Here is an 18628-nt window from a genome sequence, read left to right as displayed (position 1 = left end):
TGATTCCATGGTTTTCAAGAGAACGCATTCGGTTTCCGTTTCCAGGTGAAGAAACTCAGGAAGGGCAGCCGGGGCTCGCGCCAGCCTTGTACAGGTTGGTCTGCAAAACCACTTGCGTGTCCTCTTGCATGCCGAAGCCGATGGCCGTGACGCGAAAGAGATGCGAGGCACTGCGCGCGCTCGCGCTTTGCAACTGGCTGGGCTGCCAGCCGCCGAGATTGCGGACCGCCTCCACGATGTAGCGCGGCGCACGCGCGGGCAGTGTCCCGGCGCGTCCCTTGGTGGCTTCGTCGCCAGAGGCAAAGCGTTGTCCGGTGAAGGTGCCGTACGCAACAGACGTCTTGCTGGCTGCGGCGAAGTCGGCGGTCATCCATGCCGGCTTGTCGCCTGCTTCGGCCGGTGCACACAGCCCCTGTCGAATGCCCGCACCACCGCATCCCGGAGCAAAGGCCGAGATATCGCCGCCGTTGAAGAGGCACAGGCGCTGCGCCGCATCGGGGTTGGGACCGAGCACGTCGCGTTCGGCATCGACGAGCGCGGCTTCCGCCGCCTGGAACGCAACCTCGGTGTCTCGGTCGTTGCGCGCACTGCGCTCGCCCACCAGTGTCAGCTGCGCCGCGCCGATGCCGAGCACCATGGCAATGAGCAACATCAGGAGCACCACGATCAACGAGAAGCCTCGTTGCAGCGCACGACTGGACGGGCTCACGGCGCCGCCGCCTTCATGGCGTTGCGCAGCATGACGGTGAAGGTCGAGGTGCGCCGCAACCGGCCATCGGCGGGCGGCTTGAAGCTGGTACTCGAGAACTCCGCGCCCAGCGGATACAGCGGTTCGCCCTGCACACGAGCCCAGCTGTTGTTGCGGCTACTGCGCGCAACCATGCCGATGCGCAGACCAACCACCTTGCGCCATTCGCCATTGATGGCCGCTACCGTTTCCGCCTGCGCCTCCAGCTGCGCGGCATCGAGCCAGCGTTCCGGGATGCCATCGCCGTTGCTGTCGTAGGCATAGACCACCTTGAACACCTCGATGCCGCGCGCGAGCGCCTCGGACCTGAAGGTGCCTTGCGCCTCGCTGTGGTACTTGCAATAGAGCTCGGGCTCCTTGTCGGCCGCTTCGGCGACATGAAAGAAGCTCCATGCGCGATCGGCCAGCGCGGGCTTGCCGGCCGACGGACCCGCCTGCGCGATGCCCATGCAATCCACCATCGTGCCATCGGGCTCGCTCCCGTCGCCTCCCGTGCGGCTGCGGCCGAAGAACCGCACGCGCAGCGAGTCGCTTCCGTTCACGCCCTTGCTGTTGTGGGTGCCATGGCTTTCGCCCGTGGCGCTGACCTTGGCATTGGTCGCACCGACGATGTCGAGATCGGAGGGGTCGTCAAGAGATCCTGCAAGGTTGGCGCTGCTGGCAATGACCACGTTGCCGTCGGCATCGGCATGATCGGGCGCGTAGTCTGAATACCCGGCTTGCCGCACGATGCCCCGGACGACGAAAGTTGCAAACCTGAGCGAATCTTCAACCGCCTGTGCGTCGGTGTTGGCAACGAAGAGCTGCCTGCTGCCAAGAAAGGTTGCAGTGGCCGCAAGCACAACCAGGAGTCCAACGGCCATCGCGACCAGTAGCTCCACGAGCGACATGCCTCGCTGGCCGCACAGCCGCGCTGTATCACGAACCGTCATGACCATCCTGTGCCCAACCGGAGACCAGCTGCATCACGAGGCGAGGTGGAAGCTCCCGTTGCGGTCCGCCCTTCTGCTTGATGCTCAATGTATCCGCATGCGATGCCCAGCCGATTTTTGCGACCATGTTGCGGCCGGTCTGGCTGCACATCCAGTCGTATTCGCCGGCCGCCGCGTTCCAGGGCTTGTCGTCGAAGCACACGCGCACCCGGGCGCCCGGCAGCGCCTTGGCGACACGACGAGTCCATTCATCGATGTCCCACGCGGCCAGGCTCGCTGCGTCGCAGGTCGCACCTGGCGCCGCGCAGCCGCCGATCGCGGGGCTCGCAGCGGCACCCTCGGCCGAGCGATCGACCAGATAGGTGTTGGCCGCACCGTGGCCTGCCGCGACGCCCGGGTTCATGCGAACCTTTTCCGACAAGTCGCGCACGAGCCCGACCGCCGCATTGAACGTGGCGGCCTCCTTGCCCGCGCGCACCGCCGCCAGCAGCATGCCAATCGCGCCGAGCAAGCCGATGCTCAGCACGGCAACGGAAACGAGCACCTCCACGAGCGAAAAGCCCGCGCCGGACCGTCTTGTGGTCGTCATTTTTCGATGTCCTCCCGTCCTGCAACTTGTGTTGCTTCTTTATTCCTGCCATCGAATCCGGAGCGTAGGCGTGGGCTTCAGCGGTGGATTTACCGTTCATCCGCTTTGGACTGCCGCTCGTATGATCCGGCGGCCCAGGTGTTAAATAATTCTTCTCGCAGCCCATGCCCTCTCCTGAACAAGACGCGCAGCACATGGCCACCGCCTTGCGGCTAGCTTCCGCCGCGCTGCTGCTGACCGACCCCAACCCGCGCGTCGGCTGCGTGCTGTGCGATGCAGAGGGCCAGGTGCTAGGCCAGGGCCACACGCAGCAGGCCGGAGGACCGCATGCCGAAGTGATGGCGCTGCGTGACGCGGAGGCCAACGGCCATACCGTCAAGGGCGCCACGGCATACGTGACGCTCGAGCCCTGCTCGCACCACGGGCGCACCGGCCCCTGCTGCGACGCCCTCATCGCGGCCGGCATCGGCCGGGTCGTGGCATCGCTGCCCGATCCGAATCCGCTGGTGGCAGGCCAAGGCTTCGACCGCCTGCGTGCGGCCGGCGTCCAGGTGGAAACCGGCCCGGGCGCCGCCGAGTCGCGCGAGCTCAACATCGGTTTCTTCAGCCGCATGGTCCGCAAGCTGCCCTGGGTACGCCTCAAGGTGGCGGCCTCGCTCGATGGCAAGACCGGCCTGGCCAATGGCGTGAGCCAATGGATCACCGCCGAAGCCGCCCGCACCGACGGCCACGCCTGGCGTGCCCGCGCCAGCGCAATACTGACGGGCGTGGGCACCGTGCTCGAAGACAACCCCCGCCTCGACGTGCGCCTGGTCGATACGCCGCGCCAGCCGCACCTGGTGGTGGTCGACAGCCATCTGCAGACGCCGCCCGACGCTCATGTTTTCATAGCAGGCCGACCGGTCTGGATCTATGCCGCAGCGCGCGACGAAGCCCGCGCCAAGGCGCTGGAGGCACGAGGCGCCACGATCACCTGCCTGCCCAACGCAAGCGGAAAGGTCGACCTGGCCGCCATGCTGCAAGACCTCGCTCAGCGCGGCGTCAACGAGCTTCACGTCGAAGCCGGCCACAAGCTGAACGGCTCGCTGATTCGCGAAGGCTGCGTCGACGAACTGCTGGTGTATCTGGCACCCAAGCTGATCGGCAGCGGCCTGGAGATGGCAAGCCACCTGCATGCCGAGGGCCCGCTGACCTTGCTGGCTGGCGCGCTGCCGCTCGAATTCAAGTCGGTGGAGATGCTGGGACCGGATCTGCGGATCGTGTCGCGGGTGAGCGGACGCGACAACTTCTAATCGCCTCGCGCTTTCAGGGGACGGATCACATCGCCCTAAAGCGCCATGAAAAGCCGGGGGGCTCACGCATCTGCGAAAATGTGCGAATGTTCACCGGAATCATTACCGGCGTGGGGCGCATCGCCGCCATCCACGACCTCGGCCCCTCCTCCTCCTACGGCAAAAGACTCGGCATTTCGGTGCCCGACGGGTATCTCGACGATGTCGGGCTCGGCGACAGCATTGCGCTCAATGGCGCCTGCATGACCGTCACCACCCTCGATCCGGCGCAGCAGCAGTTCACCATCGACATTTCGGCCGAATCCCTCGACAAGACCGCGGGCCTCACCGAGGACGGCGCGCGCGTCAACCTGGAGAAGGCGCTGCGCGCCAGCGACCGGTTGGGCGGCCACATCGTCTCGGGCCATGTGGACGGCATCGGCACGGTGAGCCGCTTTGCGCCGGTCGGCGAAAGCTGGGAGCTGCGCGTGCTCGCGCCGCCCGCCCTCGCGCGCTTTCTGGCCTACAAGGGCTCCATCACCATCAACGGTGTGAGCCTGACCGTCAACAGCGTGGCCGACAGCGCCGAAGGCAGCGAGATCAGCATCAACCTGATTCCGCACACCGTCGAGAACACTTCACTGGGCAGCCTGAGAGCCGGCTCCAGGGTCAACCTCGAAATCGATACCGTGGCGCGCTACGTGGAGCGCATGCTTCAGGCCGGCGTTCTTGCGCCCACATCCATGGCTTCCATGCAATCCACGTACTCCAAGGACACTGCCGAATGAACGCTTCCGTCACGCCCATCGGCGCGCCCCGCAGCTCGCGGGCACCCGCGCCGATTTCCTCCGTCGAGGAGATCGTGGCCGAGCTCGCCGCCGGCCGCATGGTCATTCTGGTGGACGAGGAAGACCGCGAGAACGAAGGCGACATCGTTATTGCGGCGGACCACATCACGCCCGAGTCCATCAACTTCATGGCCCGCCATGCGCGTGGCCTGATCTGCCTCACGCTCTCGCGCGAAATGTGCGAGCGGCTGCAACTGCCGCCCATGGTGTCCCGCAACGGCGCCAAGCACTCGACCGCCTTCACCGTTTCGATCGAAGCGGCCGAGGGCGTGACCACCGGCATTTCGGCCGCCGACCGCGCGCGCACCGTGCAGGCGGCCGTGGCGCGCAACGCCGTGGCCAGCGACCTAGTGCAGCCCGGCCACATCTTTCCGTTGCAGGCGGTGGACGGCGGCGTGCTGATGCGCGCCGGCCATACCGAAGCCGGCTGCGACCTCGCGGCCATGGCCGGCTGCTCGCCCGCCTCGGTGATCTGCGAGGTGATGAACGAAGACGGCACCATGGCGCGCCTGCCCGACCTGCAAATCTTTGCGGCCGAGCACGGGCTCAAGATCGGCACCATTGCCGCGCTCATCGAGCACCGCAGCCGCACCGAATCGCTGGTTGAAAAGGTCGGCTGCCGCGAAATCCAGACCGCCTGGGGCAGCTTCACCGCCCACGCCTTCACCGACAAGCCGAGCCGCGGCGTGCACCTTGCGCTGGTGCGCGGCAAGTGGGCGCCCGATGACACGGTGTCTGTGCGCGTGCACGAGCCGCTCTCGGTGCTCGACGCGCTCGAAATCAACCGTTCGCTGCACTCGTGGAGCCTCGACGCCAGCCTGGCGCACATCGCGAACGAAGGCAAGGGCGTGGCCGTGCTGCTCAACTGCGGCGAAACGGCCGGCGAGCTGCTCGCGCAGTTCGACGGCACCGCGCGCCCCGCGCAAGCCCCCGAGCGCGGCCGCATGGATTTGCGCAGCTACGGCATCGGCGCGCAAATCCTGCGCGAATGCGGCGTGCACAAGATGAACCTGCTCGGCACGCCCCGCCGCATGCCGAGCATGGCCGCAGGCTACGGCCTCGAAATTGCCGGCTACCTCACGAAAGACTGATACGACATGCAAGGTGCAAACAAGGGCGCGGATGCAAAGCCGCTCGACGGAAAAGGGCTGCGCATCGGTATCGTGCAAGCACGCTTCAACGCCGACATCACCGACGCGCTGGCCGCGGCCTGCCTCGCCGAGCTCGAGAAACTCGGCGTGGCTGCGGACGACATCCACCATGTGCAGGTTCCCGGCGCGCTCGAAGTGCCAGTGGCCCTACAAGCGATGGCCGTGCGCGGCGGCTACCACGCGCTGGTGGCGCTGGGCTGCATCATCCGCGGCGAGACCTACCACTTCGAACTGGTGGCCAACGAATCGGGCGCGAGCGTGAGCCGCGTCGCGCTCGACCACCGCCTTCCCATCGCCAACGCGATCCTCACGACCGAAAACATGGAGCAAGCCATTGCACGCCAGACCGACAAGGGCCGTGATGCGGCCCAGGTGGCTGTCGAGATGGCGCAATTGCTGGCCTCCCTCAAATGACCGAAGACAACAACAAGACAGCAGGCGCCAAGCCCCGCCAGGCGCGCACGGGACTCACCAGCACCGGCGCGCGCAAGGCTTCGGCCAAGTCGAACCGCAGCCGCGCGCGCGAGTTCGCGCTGCAGGCGCTCTACCAGCACCTGGTTGGCCGCAACGACCCGACCGATATCGATCACTTCACGCGCGACCTCGCGGGCTTTCACAAGGCCGACGCCGCGCACTACGACGCGCTGCTGCACGGCTCCATCGAAGGCGCCGAGCAGCTCGACGCGCTGATCCGGCCGCTGCTGGACCGCAAGTTCGAAGAGATCTCGCCCATCGAGCATGCCGTGATGTGGATCGGCGTGTACGAGTTTCAGCATTGCCTGGACGTGCCATGGCGTGTGGTGCTGAATGAATGCATCGAGCTTGCCAAGGAATTCGGTGGCACCGACGGTCACAAGTACGTCAATGCCGTGCTCAACGGCCTGGCGCCGCAGCTGCGCGCCACGGAAGTCGAGGCCGATCGCGCCACAGGCAAGGCCAGGACGTGAGAATTTCGGCGCGCGCACAGCGCATCGAACCCTTCTATGTGATGGAGGTCGCCAAGGCGGCCGGCGTGCTCGCGCGCGAAGTGGCCCACACCGACCGGCCCATGATCTTCCTGAACATCGGCGAGCCCGACTTCACCGCGCCGCCGCTGGTGCAGGAAGCCGCCGCGCGAGCCGTGCGCGCCGGTGCCACTCAGTACACCCAGGCCACCGGCCTCGACCTGCTGCGCGAGCGCATCAGCGGCTGGTACGCGCAGCGGTTCGGCGTCGACGTGCCGGCCCGCCGCATCGTGGTGACCGCGGGGGCTTCGGCTGCACTGCAGCTGGCCTGCCTCGCGCTGATCGAATCCGGCGACGAGATCCTGCTGCCCGACCCGAGCTATCCGTGCAACCGCCACTTCGTGAGCGCCGCGGACGGCAAGGCCGTGCTGATACCGACCACGGCCGAAGAGCGCTTCCAGCTCACCGCTGCCAAGGTGGAAGCCGCCTGGACCGACAAGACACGCGGCGTGCTGCTCGCCTCGCCCTCCAACCCGACCGGCACCTCGATTGCGCCCGACGAGTTGCGCCGCATCCACGAGGTGGTGTCGCAGCGTGGCGGCATCACGCTGATCGACGAGATCTATCTCGGTCTCTCGTATGACGACGCGTTCGGCCAGACGGCGCTGGGCATCGACGACAACGTCATCAGCATCAACAGCTTCAGCAAGTACTTCAACATGACCGGCTGGCGCCTGGGCTGGCTGGTGGTGCCCGAAGCGCTGGTGCCCGTGATCGAGCGGCTTGCGCAGAACCTCTTCATCTGCCCCAGCACCGTGTCGCAATACGCGGCGCTGGCCTGCTTCGAAGAACCAAGCATTGCCGAGTACGAACGCCGCCGCGCTGAATTCAAGGCGAGGCGCGACTGGTTCATTCCGCAACTCAACGCTATTGGCCTCGACGTGCCCGTGGTGCCCGACGGTGCCTTCTATGCCTGGGCCGATTGCACCCGCGTCGCCGAGAAGCTGGGCATTTCGGGCAGCTGGGATTTCGCTTTCGAAACCATGAAGCGCGCCCACGTCGCCGTGACACCCGGCCGCGATTTCGGCACTGCCGAAACGGCCAAGTTCGTGCGCTTCTCCACCGCCAGTTCGATGGCGCACCTGCAGGAATCCGTCGAACGCCTGCGGGCCATGATCGCGAACCCCGCCCGATGAGCTACGCGTTTCCGATCCGCGTCTACTGGGAAGACACCGACGCCGGTGGCATCGTGTTCTACGCCAACTACCTCAAGTTCATGGAACGCGGCCGCACCGAATGGCTGCGCTCGCTGGGCGTGGAGCAGCGAAAGCTGCGCGAGGAAACCGGCGGCCAGTTCGTGGTGAGCGAAACGCAGCTCAAATATCATCGCCCTTCCCGCCTGGACGACGAACTGCTCGTTACAGCCGATCTTCAACAACTGGGCACCGCGTCGTTGATAATCGGTCAACGCGTGCTATCAAAAACAGAGCAAGAGCGAACGGGAGCTTCGGCGCCCGTCCTATTGTGCGAAGGCACGATCCGCATCGGCTGGGTGGATGCCTCCACCTTGCGCCCCGCGCGCATACCGAGCCAAGTTTCGGGAACCCTCGAGCGCTGCGGCGGCTCCATGACTCAACCTTTCAAGCCATGAATCAAGACCTCTCCATCATCAATCTCCTGCTCCATGCGAGCTTCGTGGTGCAACTGGTCGTGCTGCTGCTCGTGATCGTCTCGATCGCTAGCTGGGCCGCGATCATCCGCAAGTACTTTGCCCTGCGCCGCATGCGCGCGCTCAACGACGACTTCGAGCGCGAGTTCTGGTCGGGCACCAGCCTGAACGAGCTGTTTGCCTCGGCCGCGCAGAACGCCAAGTTCGCCGGCCCCATGGAGCGCATCTTCGCGTCGGGCATGCGCGAATATCAGAAGCTGCGCGAGCGCCACGTAAGCGATGCTCCCACGCTGCTCGATGGCGCCCGCCGCGCCATGCGCGCGAGCTTCCAGCGCGAACTCGATGCGGCCGAGCAGAACCTGTCGTTCCTCGCCACCGTCGGTTCGGTGTCGCCCTACGTCGGCCTCTTCGGCACGGTCTGGGGGATCATGCATGCCTTCACCGGCCTGGCCGCACTCGCGCAAGTGACGCTGGCCACCGTGGCGCCCGGCATCGCCGAAGCGCTGGTGGCCACCGCCATCGGCCTGTTCGCCGCCATTCCGGCCGTGGTGGGCTACAACCGCTTCGCACGCGAGATCGACAAGATCGCGATTGCCCTGGAGACCTACATCGAGGAGTTCTCCAACATCCTGCAGCGCAACCTCTCGGCCAACCCGGCCGCGGTGGCGTCGGCAACTTCGGCGGCTCCGGCCAACCGCTGAACGGAGGCCCAGCGCATGCCCGCCGTTTCATCCCGGGGCCGAGGCCGCCGCACGATCAACGAGATCAACATGGTCCCGTTCATCGACGTGATGCTGGTGCTGTTGATCATCTTCATGGTCACGGCGCCGCTCATCACGCCGAGCGTGATCAACTTGCCCTCGGTCGACCGTGCCAACAAGCAGCCCGACAAGCCGATCGAGATCGTGATCAAAAGCGATGACGAAGTGCAGATCAAGAAAGACCCGTCCACCGGCAGCGGCGGCGCGTCGATTCCCATGACCCAGATCGGCTCCGCGGCCAAGACCGCCCAGGGCGGCGACGACCAGCGCCCCGTGGTCATCAGCGCCGACAAGTCCGTCAAGTACGAAACCGTCGTGAAGGCGATGAACCAGCTCAAGCGCAGCGGCATCGAGCGCGTGGGCCTGTCCGTCACCACCACGGGCGGCAAATAAGGCATGTCGCTCGCCCTGGATCGCCCCGAGTTCGCACCACCGCCGCAGCGCGGCACGCCGCGCGCGGTGATGCTCGCACTGGTCGCGCATGCGCTCCTGATCGCGGCGCTGACGTGGGGAGTGCGCTGGCGCAGCGAGGCTGACGACGGCGCGGTCGATGCGGAGCTGTGGTCTTCCACGGTGCAGCAGGCTGCGCCGCGCCTGTCCGCACCGCAAGCGCCCACGCCCGCCCCCGCACCACCGCCGCCTGCGCCCGCACCGCCACCGCCGCCGCCACCGCCGCAGGTGAAGGCCCCGGAGCCCGCACCACCGCCGCGCGCCCCCGACATCGCCCTGGAGCGCGAGAAGAAGCTCAAGGAAGAAAAAGAACAGAAGGAGCGCGAGCTCGAGCGCCAGCAACAGCAGCGCAAGAAAGAGCTCGAGGCCAAGCAGCGCGCCGAGGACGAAGCCGAGCGCAAGAAGGTCCAGCAGCAAAAGCTGGCCGAGCAGCAGAAGAAGCAGCAGGAAGCCGAGGCCAAGCAGGCCGAAGCGAAGAAGCAGCAGGAAGCTGCCGCCAAGCAGGCGGCTGCCGACCGCGCCGCAACGCTCAAGCGCATGCAGGGCCTGGCCGGTGCGAGCGGCAGCGACGACTCCAAGGGCACGGCGCTGCGTTCGTCCGGGCCGTCGAGCGGCTACGCGGGACGCATTGCCGCCGCAGTGCGGCCGAACATCACCTTCCCCGATGCGGAGACGGTGAACGGCAACCCCGCGGCAGAATTCGAAGTGAATCTCGCGCCCGACGGCACCATCGTCGGCGTCAAGCTCACCAAGTCGAGTGGGCTCCCTGCCTGGGACGAAGCCGCGGAACGCGGCCTGCACAAGACCGACAAGCTGCCGCGCGACACCGACGGGCGCATCTTCCCGTCGCTGATCGTCTCGCTGCGACCCAAGCGCTGACGGCGCAGCATCGATTTGCGCATCGATTCCGGGCGGTTTCGGACCACCGCCCGGAACTCGTCCGATGCCCCGTTGTCTACCCGCGGACAACAACAGCCGGGTGCCATGCCCGCACAAGATGAAACCCAACGGCCGCATCCGCTACGGCAGCAGTCCGCTGCTTGCCAGTCCCACGCCCGTGTGGCGCAGCAAGTTCATCGTCGCCAGCATTGCCTTCGGCTTCGTGCTGCTGGCGGGCCGTGCGGCCTACATTGAGATCTTCGACAACGACTTCTTCCAGCACCAGGGCGATGTGCGCTACCTGCGCACGCTGGAACTGCCTGCGAACCGCGGCCGCATCCTCGACCGCAATGGGATGATCCTCGCCTCCGACGTTCCCGCGCCCAGCATCTGGGCCATTCCCGAGGACATCGAGCGCGACGACCCGGCGGTGCAGGCCAAGCTCAAGCAGGCGGCGAGTTTGCTTGGCATGCCGCAGAAGGAATTCGACAAGAAGCTCGAAGATGAGGACAAGAGCTTCGTCTGGATCAAGCGCCAGGTCGACCCGTCGGTCGGGCGGGAGATCGCGGCGCTCGGCATCAAGGGCATCTACCTGCGACTCGACTACCGCCGCCAGTACCCCGAGGGCGAAGCGGCGGCGCACCTGGCCGGCTTCACCAACGTGGAGGACACCGGGCAGGAAGGCGTGGAACTTGCCTTCAACCACGAACTGGCCGGCACATCCGGCTCGCGCCACGTCATCAAGGACCGGCTGGGGCACATCGTCGAGGACACCGAGGACCAAGTGCCGCCGACCGATGGCCACGACGTCCAGCTGAGCATCGACGACCGCGTGCAGTTCTTCGCCTACGAGAAGATCCGCGATGCCGTCATCGCCAACAAGGCGCATGCCGGCAGCGTGGTGGTGGTCGATGCACAGACGGGCGAACTGCTGGCCATGGCCAACTACCCGAGCTACGACCCCAACGACCGCCGCAATCTCGCCGGCGAGCAGCTGCGCAATCGCGCGATGACCGACGTGTTCGAGCCCGGCTCGACGATGAAGCCGATCACCATCGCCACCGCGCTGCAACTGGGCCGCGTCACGCCCAAGACCATCATCGACACCAATCCGGGACGCATCACGGTGTCGGGCGCGACCATCCATGACGACGAGAACTTCGGCGTGCTCACGGTCGAGGGTGTGATCCAGAAGTCGAGCAACGTGGGGGCGACCAAGATATCGCAACGCATGACGGCCGAGGAAATGTGGAACTCGCTCACGGCCGTCGGCCTCGGGCAGAAGCCGCAGACGCCCTTCCCCGGTGCGGTGACGGGGCGGCTGCGGCCATGGAAGTCATGGCGCCCGATCGAGCAGGCCACCATGTCCTACGGCTACGGCCTTTCGGCCTCGCTGTTCCAGATTGCGCATGCATACACCGCCTTCGCTCACAACGGCGAGGTGATCCCTGTGAACCTGCTGAAGAACAACGGCGAGCAGCCGGCCGGCGTGCAGGTGTTCTCGCCGCTGGTGGCGAGCGAAGTGCGCCAGATGATGCACATGGCGGCTGCGCCCGGCGGCACCGCGCCTCTGGCACAGACCGAGGGCTATTCGGTGGGCGGCAAGACCGGCACCGCGCACAAGCAGGTCGGCAAGGGTTACGCCGGCAACAAGTACCGCGCCTGGTACACGGGCATGTCGCCGATCGACAAGCCGCGCATCATCGTCGCGGTGATGGTCGACGAACCGAGCGCCGGCAAGTACTTTGGCGGTCTGGTGGCGGCGCCGGTGTTCAGCCAGGTGGTGCAGCAGACGCTGCGCATCATGAACGTGATGCCCGATTTGGCCGTCGCGCCGATGGCGCACTGAGCACAGCCGCTCGTTTAGGATCGTCGGCAACTCATTGCCTGGCGCTCCTGACATGGTCGAAACCACTCCCGCCGTTCGCCTCGAAGACCTGACCCCGCTCCCCTACCAGCAAGCACTTGCCGCCCATCTGCAAGCGAACGAGCCCGAGGTCTGGCGCTGGACTGCCTCGGCTGAAGCGCGCGAGGAGCATGCCGCGGCAGTGCGCGCCGACCTGCTGCGCAATTCGTACCGGCTCGATGCCGATGCCCACCCCGATCTGCACGCGCATTGCACCGCGGCCGCGCAGCGCATGGGCATCACGGCACGCGTCACGCTTTACCAGGCGGGCGACGGCACGATGAACGCCACGCTCTACTTCCTGCCCGGCGAGGCGCACATCGTGCTCTCGGGCCCGCTGCTGGAACGCCTCCAGGGCCCCGAGCTGCAGGCCGTGCTCGGCCACGAACTCGCGCACTACCTGCTGTGGGAGCGCGACGGCGGCAAGTACCACGTGGTCGACCGCATCCTGCAGGCCGCGGCGGCCGACTCCCGCGCCGACGCGAGCCTTCTGCATGCGGCGCGCCGCTACGGGCTCTACACCGAGGCTTTTGCCGACCGCGGTGCCTGCATCGCCTGCGAAGCGCTCGAACCCGCGGTCACCGCGCTCGTCAAGGTACAGACCGGCCTCGCGCAGGTCAATGCGGCAAGCTACCTGCGGCAGGCCGACGAGATCTGCGCCGAGCCCGAACTCCAGACGCGCGGTACCAGTCACCCCGAGGTGTTCGTGCGGGCGCGGGCGCTGCGCCTGTGGACCGAGCGCCAGCCCGAAGCCGACGAATGGCTGGCGGGCGCGCTCGAAGGCCCGCTGGACATCGCCACGCTCGACCTGCTCGGCCAGCAGCGCGCCAATGCACTGACGCGCGAGACCATCGCCCAGTTGCTGCAACGCCCGTTCCTGCAGTCCGAATCGCTGCTGGCCCACGCGCGCCGCTTCTTCCCGAACTTCGCGCCGCCCTCGGCGACCATGCCGCCGCCCGCGCCGGTGCCGGCTGGCGTGCACGACTACCTGGCCAGCGTGCTGGTCGATTTCGTCGCGGCCGACCCCGACCTCGACGACATCACGCTCGCCGCCGCGCTCGGTCTTGCCGAAGCCATGGGCTGCGCCGACCAGCTCGAACAGCGCGTCGTGAAAGACATACGCTTTCCCAAGCGCAGCCTGACCCGCGTGAAGCGCGATGCCGCCACCCTGCTTGAAAAGGCAGCGGCCCAACATCTTCAGGGCGCATCCGCATGACGACACCCGCCACCTCTCCCATTCAGCAGCTGCTGGACACCGGCGACGCCCACGGTGGCCTGCAGACCGACGACGTGCTGAGCCTCGTGCTGCCGCTGCTGCGCGAGGTGTCCGCCTTGCACGAGCAAGGCAAGGTCGCCGCGCTCGGAAGCGTATTCGCCTACCGTGTCGACGACACGCCCGCTCTCGCGCTCGCACAGCCCACAGGCGCAGAGCCGCGCCAGAACCGCGAAGCCATCGCACCGCTCGAACAGCCCGCGGCTTCCGTGCTGCGCGTGGTCGGCGAACACCGCGTGACGCTCGATGCCGACGAAGGCGTGTCGGTCGAAAACCTTGCGCTCATGGCCGACGCCTCGCCCGATGCCCTGCCGACGCGCCCCGTGTACCTGCCCGGCTACACCGCATGGGAGTTGCGCTTCGGGCATCACGACGCGCTGACCGACATCCTCTGCCTGGGCCAGGTGCTCGCCAGCCTCTCGTGCGGGCTCGACTTCACCGACACCGAGGAGCTCGGCCGCTTCGTCGCGAGCCGCGGCAACCTGTTCGCACTCAACCGCCGCCTGCACCCCGTGGTGGCTGCGGTGATCGGCGAGATGACCGCGCTCGACCGCCACGAACGCGCGCGCGACCTGCCCTCGGTGATTCGCCGGCTCGAAACCTACCGCGACCAGCCCCTGGACCTCGGCCTCGACCGCATCGCGCCCGCCAGGGACGGCGCGGGCCAGCGCCGCCAAGCAATCCGCCTGCACCTGCGCGACCGCCTCTTCGACCTCTCGCGACGCAACCGCCTGCTGCATTTCAAACCCAGCCAGACGCACGTGAACCTCACGGTGGCGAGCGTGCCGCTGGTGGTCGACATCAAGAACATCCGCGTCGACCAGCTCTGCGTGTGGGACGGCCGCTTTGCGAGCGACATCGCCACCTGCGACCCCGTGACGCTCGCGCGCTGGCTGCGCTTCGAAGACCAGCCCTACCTGCCGGGCGCGCTCGACCGCATCCTGCAGGAGGCGCGACGCGACCGCTCCGAATACGGCTTCTCGCAGCTGTCGCTGGTGATCGCCTTCCTGCGCTGGCACAACCTGAAGGAAGGAGAAACCGAGCGGGCCGAGCGCATCGCGTCGCCGCTCCTGATGCTGTCGGTCGAACTCACGCGCAAGAAGGGCGTGAAAGACCAGTACCTGCTTGAAGCCGCCTCGAGCGAAGCCCAGGTCAACCCGACGCTGCGGCACCACCTGCGCCAGCTCTACGGCATCGTGCTGCCCGAGACGGTGGATCTGCGCGAAACCACCATCGAGCAGTTCCATGCCCAGCTCGCCGCACAGATCGCGGCCAGCGAGCCCGGCGTGCAGCTGCGGCTCGTGAAGCAGCCCGAAATCGAACTGATTCATCAGCGTGCCCGCCAGCGGCTCGAACAGTTCAAGCGCCGTGCCCGTGTGCGCAACCCCGGTGCGCAACCCGTCGCGGCGCAGGATTTCAGCTACGCGCGCGACGACTTCCGCCCACTCGGCCTTCAGCTCTTTCACGCGAAGGTGCGGCCAGTTCCGCTGCCGTTGCGCGATGCGGTCGGCGCCCGGCCCGTGCCGCGCGCACCGCAGATGGCCTCCACCTCAGCCCAGACCCAGCGCGAGACTTTCACGCTGCGCGAAAGCACCGGCAACCCCTACCAGTGGGACGTCGACCTCACCTCGGTGACGCTCGGCAACTTCAACCATCGCAAGATGTCCCTGGTGCGCGACTATTCGGCGCTGAGCGAAACCGAAATCGCGAGCGAGGCCTTCGACAGCGTGTTCTCGCTGCAGCCGCGCCAGGTCGATGCCGAACCGCCGGCCGCGCTGCCGCTGGCCGACCAATGGCCCGTGGTGCAGGCCGACGCCACGCAGACTGCCGCCGTGGCGCTGGCACGTACCGGCACCAGCTACATCATCCAGGGACCGCCCGGCACCGGGAAGTCGCAGACCATCACCAACCTCATCGCCGACTACGTGGGCCGCGGCCAGCGCGTGCTCTTCGTCTGCGAGAAGCGCGCCGCCATCGACGTGGTGTTCCACCGGCTGCGGCAGCAGGGGCTGGACGAGCTCTGCTGCATGATCCACGACTCGCAGGGCGACAAGAAGGCCTTCGTGCAGAACCTCAAGAAGACCTACGAGCACTGGCTCGCAGCGCCCGAGGAGCTGGAGGCCGAGACCCGCGAGCGCACGCAGCTCGTCGACACCATGGACGCCGACCTGAAGGCGCTGGAGCGGTTCGATGCCGCGATGCGCGAAGCCCCCGAACACCTGGCCGTGACAGTGCGTACGCTGATGGCGCGGCTGATCGCGCTCAAGCCGCACGACCCCGCGCTCACGCCGCTGCAAGCCGAAGCGCTGCCGGCCTTCGCGGCATGGCGCCGGCATGAGGATCTGGTCGCACGCCTGCATCTCGCAGTCACCGAAAGCCTCGGCGTGCCGTACCTCGCACAGCATGCGTTCGCGCAACTTGCACCCGTATTGCTGCGGCAGGAGCGGCCGCTCGCGCGATTGGTCGAACTCAGCGACCGTGCGGCCGAGCAGATCGGCCCACATCGCGATGCGTTGATCGACGCATGGCCGCCGCTGACCGACGTGCGCACCCTCTGGGGCGATGCACTGGCAGTGGTGGCCGATGCGCGCCGCGTCGCCGCGCTGGCCGCGCGCGGGCATCTCTCGCTACTCGACACCGCGCACCCGACGAGCCTCGCGTTCGGCGAGGCGATGACGCAGCGCCGCGCATTGCAGCAGGTACTCAAGGAAGCGCTGGAGCGCACGAGCCACTGGCGCGACAAGCTCTCGCCGGGCGACACCGAAGCAGGCCTCGCCCAGGCCAAGGCGCAGCAAGGCTCCTTGCTCCGCTGGGTCCAGCCTTCGTGGTGGCGGCTATCGGGCGAACTCAAGCGCCGCTACGACTTCACCAAGCATGCGGTGCGCCCGCAGCCGAGTCAGGTGCTCGAAGAACTCCTGGCCGAGCACACGGCCCGGGCAGCCATCGGCAAACAGGCGACGCAGATCGAGGCCACCTACGGCTGCACCGACCCCGACGATTTCGTGCAGCAGCTCGATGCCCTGCGCCGCGGCGATGCCACCGGCAACGGCGTGCGCGCGGCCTTCCAGGCGCATCTGCGCACCGAGGCCGGCGCGAGTCGCAACGTCGAACGACTGGCCGCGCTCGGCGAGCGCACCGACGCACTCGATGCGCTGTGGCGCGACCTGCTGGACGACCCCGCCGCACAGCCGCTGTCATCGCTCGAAGAACTGGCCCGCACGCTGCGCGAGCAGGCCGACACCCTGCCCACCGTGCTGCCCCACCTGCAGGAACTGGCCGATGCCGACCCCGCCCTGGCCAAGGCCCTGCGCACGCTGCCGCTCTTGCCAGACGCCATCGAATACGCCGTGGCCCGCGAAGGCCTGGAACGCGTCTACCGCACCGAGCGCTGGCTGCCGCGCTTCGACAGCGCCGCGCTCGCCCGCCATGCCCAGCGCCTCGCCGAAGGAGAGCGCAAGCTGCTCGACCGCAACGCCCGCACCCTTGCCGCCGCGGTGCGCCAGCGCTTTCGCGACCATGTGCAAAAGAGCGCCCTGCCCGCGAGCCAGCTCGACACCGGCGGCAAGCTCTTCAAGAAGAGCTACAACGCAGGCCGGCGCGAACTCGAACACGAGTTCGGCAAGACCATGCGCTACAAAGCCATCCGCGAACTCGCCTCCGGCGACACCGGGCAAGTCGTGCGCGACATGAAGCCGATCTGGCTCATGAGCCCGCTCTCGGTGTCGGACACGCTGCCGCTCGCCGCCGATCTGTTCGACGTGGTGATCTTCGACGAGGCGAGCCAGATTCCGGTGGAAGAAGCCGTGCCCGCGCTCTACCGCGCGCCGCAGATCATCGTGGTGGGCGACGAGATGCAGCTCCCGCCGACGAGCTTCTTCTCCTCAGGCCGCGATCCGGAGGACGACACAGTGTCGGTCGAGGACGAGGGCGACCGCATCGCCGTGGTGCTCGATGCCGACAGCCTGTTGAACCAGGGCGCGCGCAACCTGCCGGCCACCCTGCTCGCCTGGCACTATCGCAGCCGCTACGAGTCGCTCATCGGCTTTTCGAACGCGGCCTTCTACGCGGGCAACCTGTTCACCATTCCGGACCGCAGCCTGCCCGCGGCCGCGCGCGACGAGATCCTCGTGCAGTCGCGCAACCCGACTGACGAATCGGTGGCCGCGCAGGTCGATGCCCTGCTCTCGCGCGCCATCAGCTTCCACCGCGTGACCGATGCGGTCTACGAAAACCGCATCAATGACGGCGAGGCACGCCACATTGCGCAACTGGTGCGCGAACTGCTCAAGCGCGAGACCGGGCGCAGCCTCGGCATCGTCGCGTTCTCGGAAGCGCAGCAGACCGAAATCGAGGCCGAGCTCGATGCGCTGGGCGCCACCGACAGCGACTTCGCCGCGCGGCTCGAGGCCGAGTACGTGCGCGAGGAAGACGACCAGTTCTGCGGTCTCTTCATCAAGAACCTGGAGAACGTGCAGGGCGACGAGCGCGACATCATCATTCTCAGCATCTGCTATGGCCCGAACCCCGACGGCCGCATGCTGATGAATTTCGGCCCGATCAACCAGCGCGGCGGAGAAAAGCGGCTCAACGTGATCTTCAGCCGCGCACGGCATCACATGGCGGTGGTCTCGACCATTCGCCACGAGGCGATCACCAACGATCACAACGAAGGCGCCGCGGCCCTCAAGCAGTTTCTGCGCTATGCGGAGTGCCTGTCGCGCGGCGACTCGGCCACCGCGCGGCGCGTGCTCGAAGGCATGAACCCGCTCACGCGGGCCAGCAGCGCCCAGCAGGCGCGTGCCGACGAGGTGACAGCGCAGCTCGCGGCCGCGCTGCGTGGGCGAGGCCACGAAATCGATGAACAGGTGGGCCAGTCGCGCTTCCGCTGCGACCTTGCGCTACGCGCGCCCGAGGCCGGCCACTATGCACTGGGCATCCTCGTGGACACCGCCACGCATTACGAGAACCGCAACGTGCTCGAACGCTATGTCTCGCGTCCGCGCGCGCTCGATGCGTTCGGCTGGCAGGTGGTGCAGGTGCTCGCCAAGGATTGGCTGCATGCGCCGGAGGCCGTGCTCGAACAAATCGAACTGGCTCTGCGCAAGAAGGGAGACAAGGCGGGCGAACTCGCTGCCACCACTGCGGCCAGCGCACCAGGCGCAGCCGTTTGAGGTCGAGTTTGGCCTGCGAGCGCGCGCGGATGCTAC

At 67.2% G+C, this 18628-nt stretch carries 16 protein-coding genes; 13 read left to right on the top strand and 3 right to left on the bottom strand.

The features are described 5' to 3' along the window. Nucleotides 1-55: 55 nt before the first annotated feature. From J2X92_RS14365 to pilV, 3 genes are read right to left on the bottom strand one after another with little or no spacing between them, the layout of a single operon-like run. The gene (locus J2X92_RS14365; protein WP_307576634.1) at nucleotides 56-709 is read right to left on the bottom strand and encodes a pilus assembly PilX family protein; all 654 of its coding nucleotides are present in this window, start codon (nucleotides 707-709) and stop codon (nucleotides 56-58) included. Further along, on the bottom strand, nucleotides 706-1680 hold the full coding sequence (locus J2X92_RS14360; RefSeq protein WP_307576633.1) for a PilW family protein: 975 nt from the start codon (nucleotides 1678-1680) through the stop codon (nucleotides 706-708). Before J2X92_RS14360 ends, J2X92_RS14365 begins: the two co-directional genes overlap by 4 nt. Then, nucleotides 1667-2269, bottom strand: coding sequence for a type IV pilus modification protein PilV (gene pilV / locus J2X92_RS14355; RefSeq protein ID WP_307576632.1), 603 nt, complete (start codon nucleotides 2267-2269; stop codon nucleotides 1667-1669). The genes J2X92_RS14360 and pilV overlap by 14 nt, the downstream gene beginning before the upstream one ends. Nucleotides 2270-2433: 164 nt before the next feature. On the opposite strand from pilV, the gene ribD reads away from it, so the two are divergent. The 13 genes from ribD to J2X92_RS14290 all read left to right on the top strand — a co-directional run bounded on the left by ribD (nucleotide 2434) and on the right by J2X92_RS14290 (nucleotide 18592). Continuing rightward, on the top strand, nucleotides 2434-3561 hold the full coding sequence (gene ribD, locus J2X92_RS14350) for a bifunctional diaminohydroxyphosphoribosylaminopyrimidine deaminase/5-amino-6-(5-phosphoribosylamino)uracil reductase RibD (protein ID WP_307576631.1): 1128 nt from the start codon (nucleotides 2434-2436) through the stop codon (nucleotides 3559-3561). A gap of 86 nt (nucleotides 3562-3647) precedes the next feature. After that, a complete protein-coding gene (locus tag J2X92_RS14345) occupies nucleotides 3648-4328 on the top strand; it encodes a riboflavin synthase (RefSeq protein WP_307576630.1) in 681 nt (226 codons plus the stop codon). Then, nucleotides 4325-5479, top strand: coding sequence for a bifunctional 3,4-dihydroxy-2-butanone-4-phosphate synthase/GTP cyclohydrolase II (gene ribBA / locus J2X92_RS14340; RefSeq protein ID WP_307576629.1), 1155 nt, complete (start codon nucleotides 4325-4327; stop codon nucleotides 5477-5479). Before J2X92_RS14345 ends, ribBA begins: the two co-directional genes overlap by 4 nt. A 6-nt stretch (nucleotides 5480-5485) precedes the next feature. Then, nucleotides 5486-5953 (top strand): 6,7-dimethyl-8-ribityllumazine synthase, encoded by a 468-nt coding sequence (ribH, locus tag J2X92_RS14335; protein WP_307576628.1) that lies wholly within the window; start codon nucleotides 5486-5488, stop codon nucleotides 5951-5953. Further along, entirely contained in the window at nucleotides 5950-6486 is a 537-nt protein-coding gene (gene nusB, locus J2X92_RS14330; protein ID WP_307576627.1) for a transcription antitermination factor NusB, read from the top strand. Before ribH ends, nusB begins: the two co-directional genes overlap by 4 nt. Further along, entirely contained in the window at nucleotides 6483-7679 is a 1197-nt protein-coding gene (locus J2X92_RS14325; protein ID WP_307576626.1) for a pyridoxal phosphate-dependent aminotransferase, read from the top strand. The genes nusB and J2X92_RS14325 overlap by 4 nt, the downstream gene beginning before the upstream one ends. Then, nucleotides 7676-8134, top strand: a complete 459-nt coding sequence (locus J2X92_RS14320) for a YbgC/FadM family acyl-CoA thioesterase (protein ID WP_055806080.1) — start codon at nucleotides 7676-7678, stop codon at nucleotides 8132-8134. Before J2X92_RS14325 ends, J2X92_RS14320 begins: the two co-directional genes overlap by 4 nt. Further along, entirely contained in the window at nucleotides 8131-8853 is a 723-nt protein-coding gene (gene tolQ / locus J2X92_RS14315; RefSeq protein ID WP_012748214.1) for a protein TolQ, read from the top strand. Before J2X92_RS14320 ends, tolQ begins: the two co-directional genes overlap by 4 nt. A gap of 15 nt (nucleotides 8854-8868) precedes the next feature. Next, nucleotides 8869-9306 carry an ExbD/TolR family protein gene (locus J2X92_RS14310; protein ID WP_055806077.1) on the top strand — a complete coding sequence of 146 codons (438 nt, stop codon included), beginning with the start codon at nucleotides 8869-8871 and terminating at the stop codon, nucleotides 9304-9306. A 3-nt stretch (nucleotides 9307-9309) separates the two neighbouring features. After that, complete coding sequence (locus J2X92_RS14305; RefSeq protein WP_307576623.1) at nucleotides 9310-10242, top strand: cell envelope integrity protein TolA; 933 nt, start codon at nucleotides 9310-9312, stop codon at nucleotides 10240-10242. A gap of 118 nt (nucleotides 10243-10360) precedes the next feature. Next, nucleotides 10361-12091, top strand: a complete 1731-nt coding sequence (locus J2X92_RS14300; protein WP_307576621.1) for a peptidoglycan D,D-transpeptidase FtsI family protein — start codon at nucleotides 10361-10363, stop codon at nucleotides 12089-12091. A 52-nt stretch (nucleotides 12092-12143) separates the two neighbouring features. Then, nucleotides 12144-13364: a SprT-like domain-containing protein gene (locus tag J2X92_RS14295; RefSeq protein ID WP_307576619.1), complete on the top strand. Its 1221-nt coding sequence runs from the start codon at nucleotides 12144-12146 to the stop codon at nucleotides 13362-13364. Then, complete coding sequence (locus J2X92_RS14290) at nucleotides 13361-18592, top strand: AAA domain-containing protein (protein WP_307576618.1); 5232 nt, start codon at nucleotides 13361-13363, stop codon at nucleotides 18590-18592. Before J2X92_RS14295 ends, J2X92_RS14290 begins: the two co-directional genes overlap by 4 nt. Nucleotides 18593-18628: the final 36 nt, after the last annotated feature.

Source organism: Variovorax paradoxus (assembly GCF_030811855.1).
Lineage (GTDB): Bacteria > Pseudomonadota > Gammaproteobacteria > Burkholderiales > Burkholderiaceae_C > Variovorax > Variovorax paradoxus_L.
The sequence above is the reverse complement of the archived record's forward strand: the minus strand, read 5'-3'. Positions and strand labels throughout refer to the sequence as shown.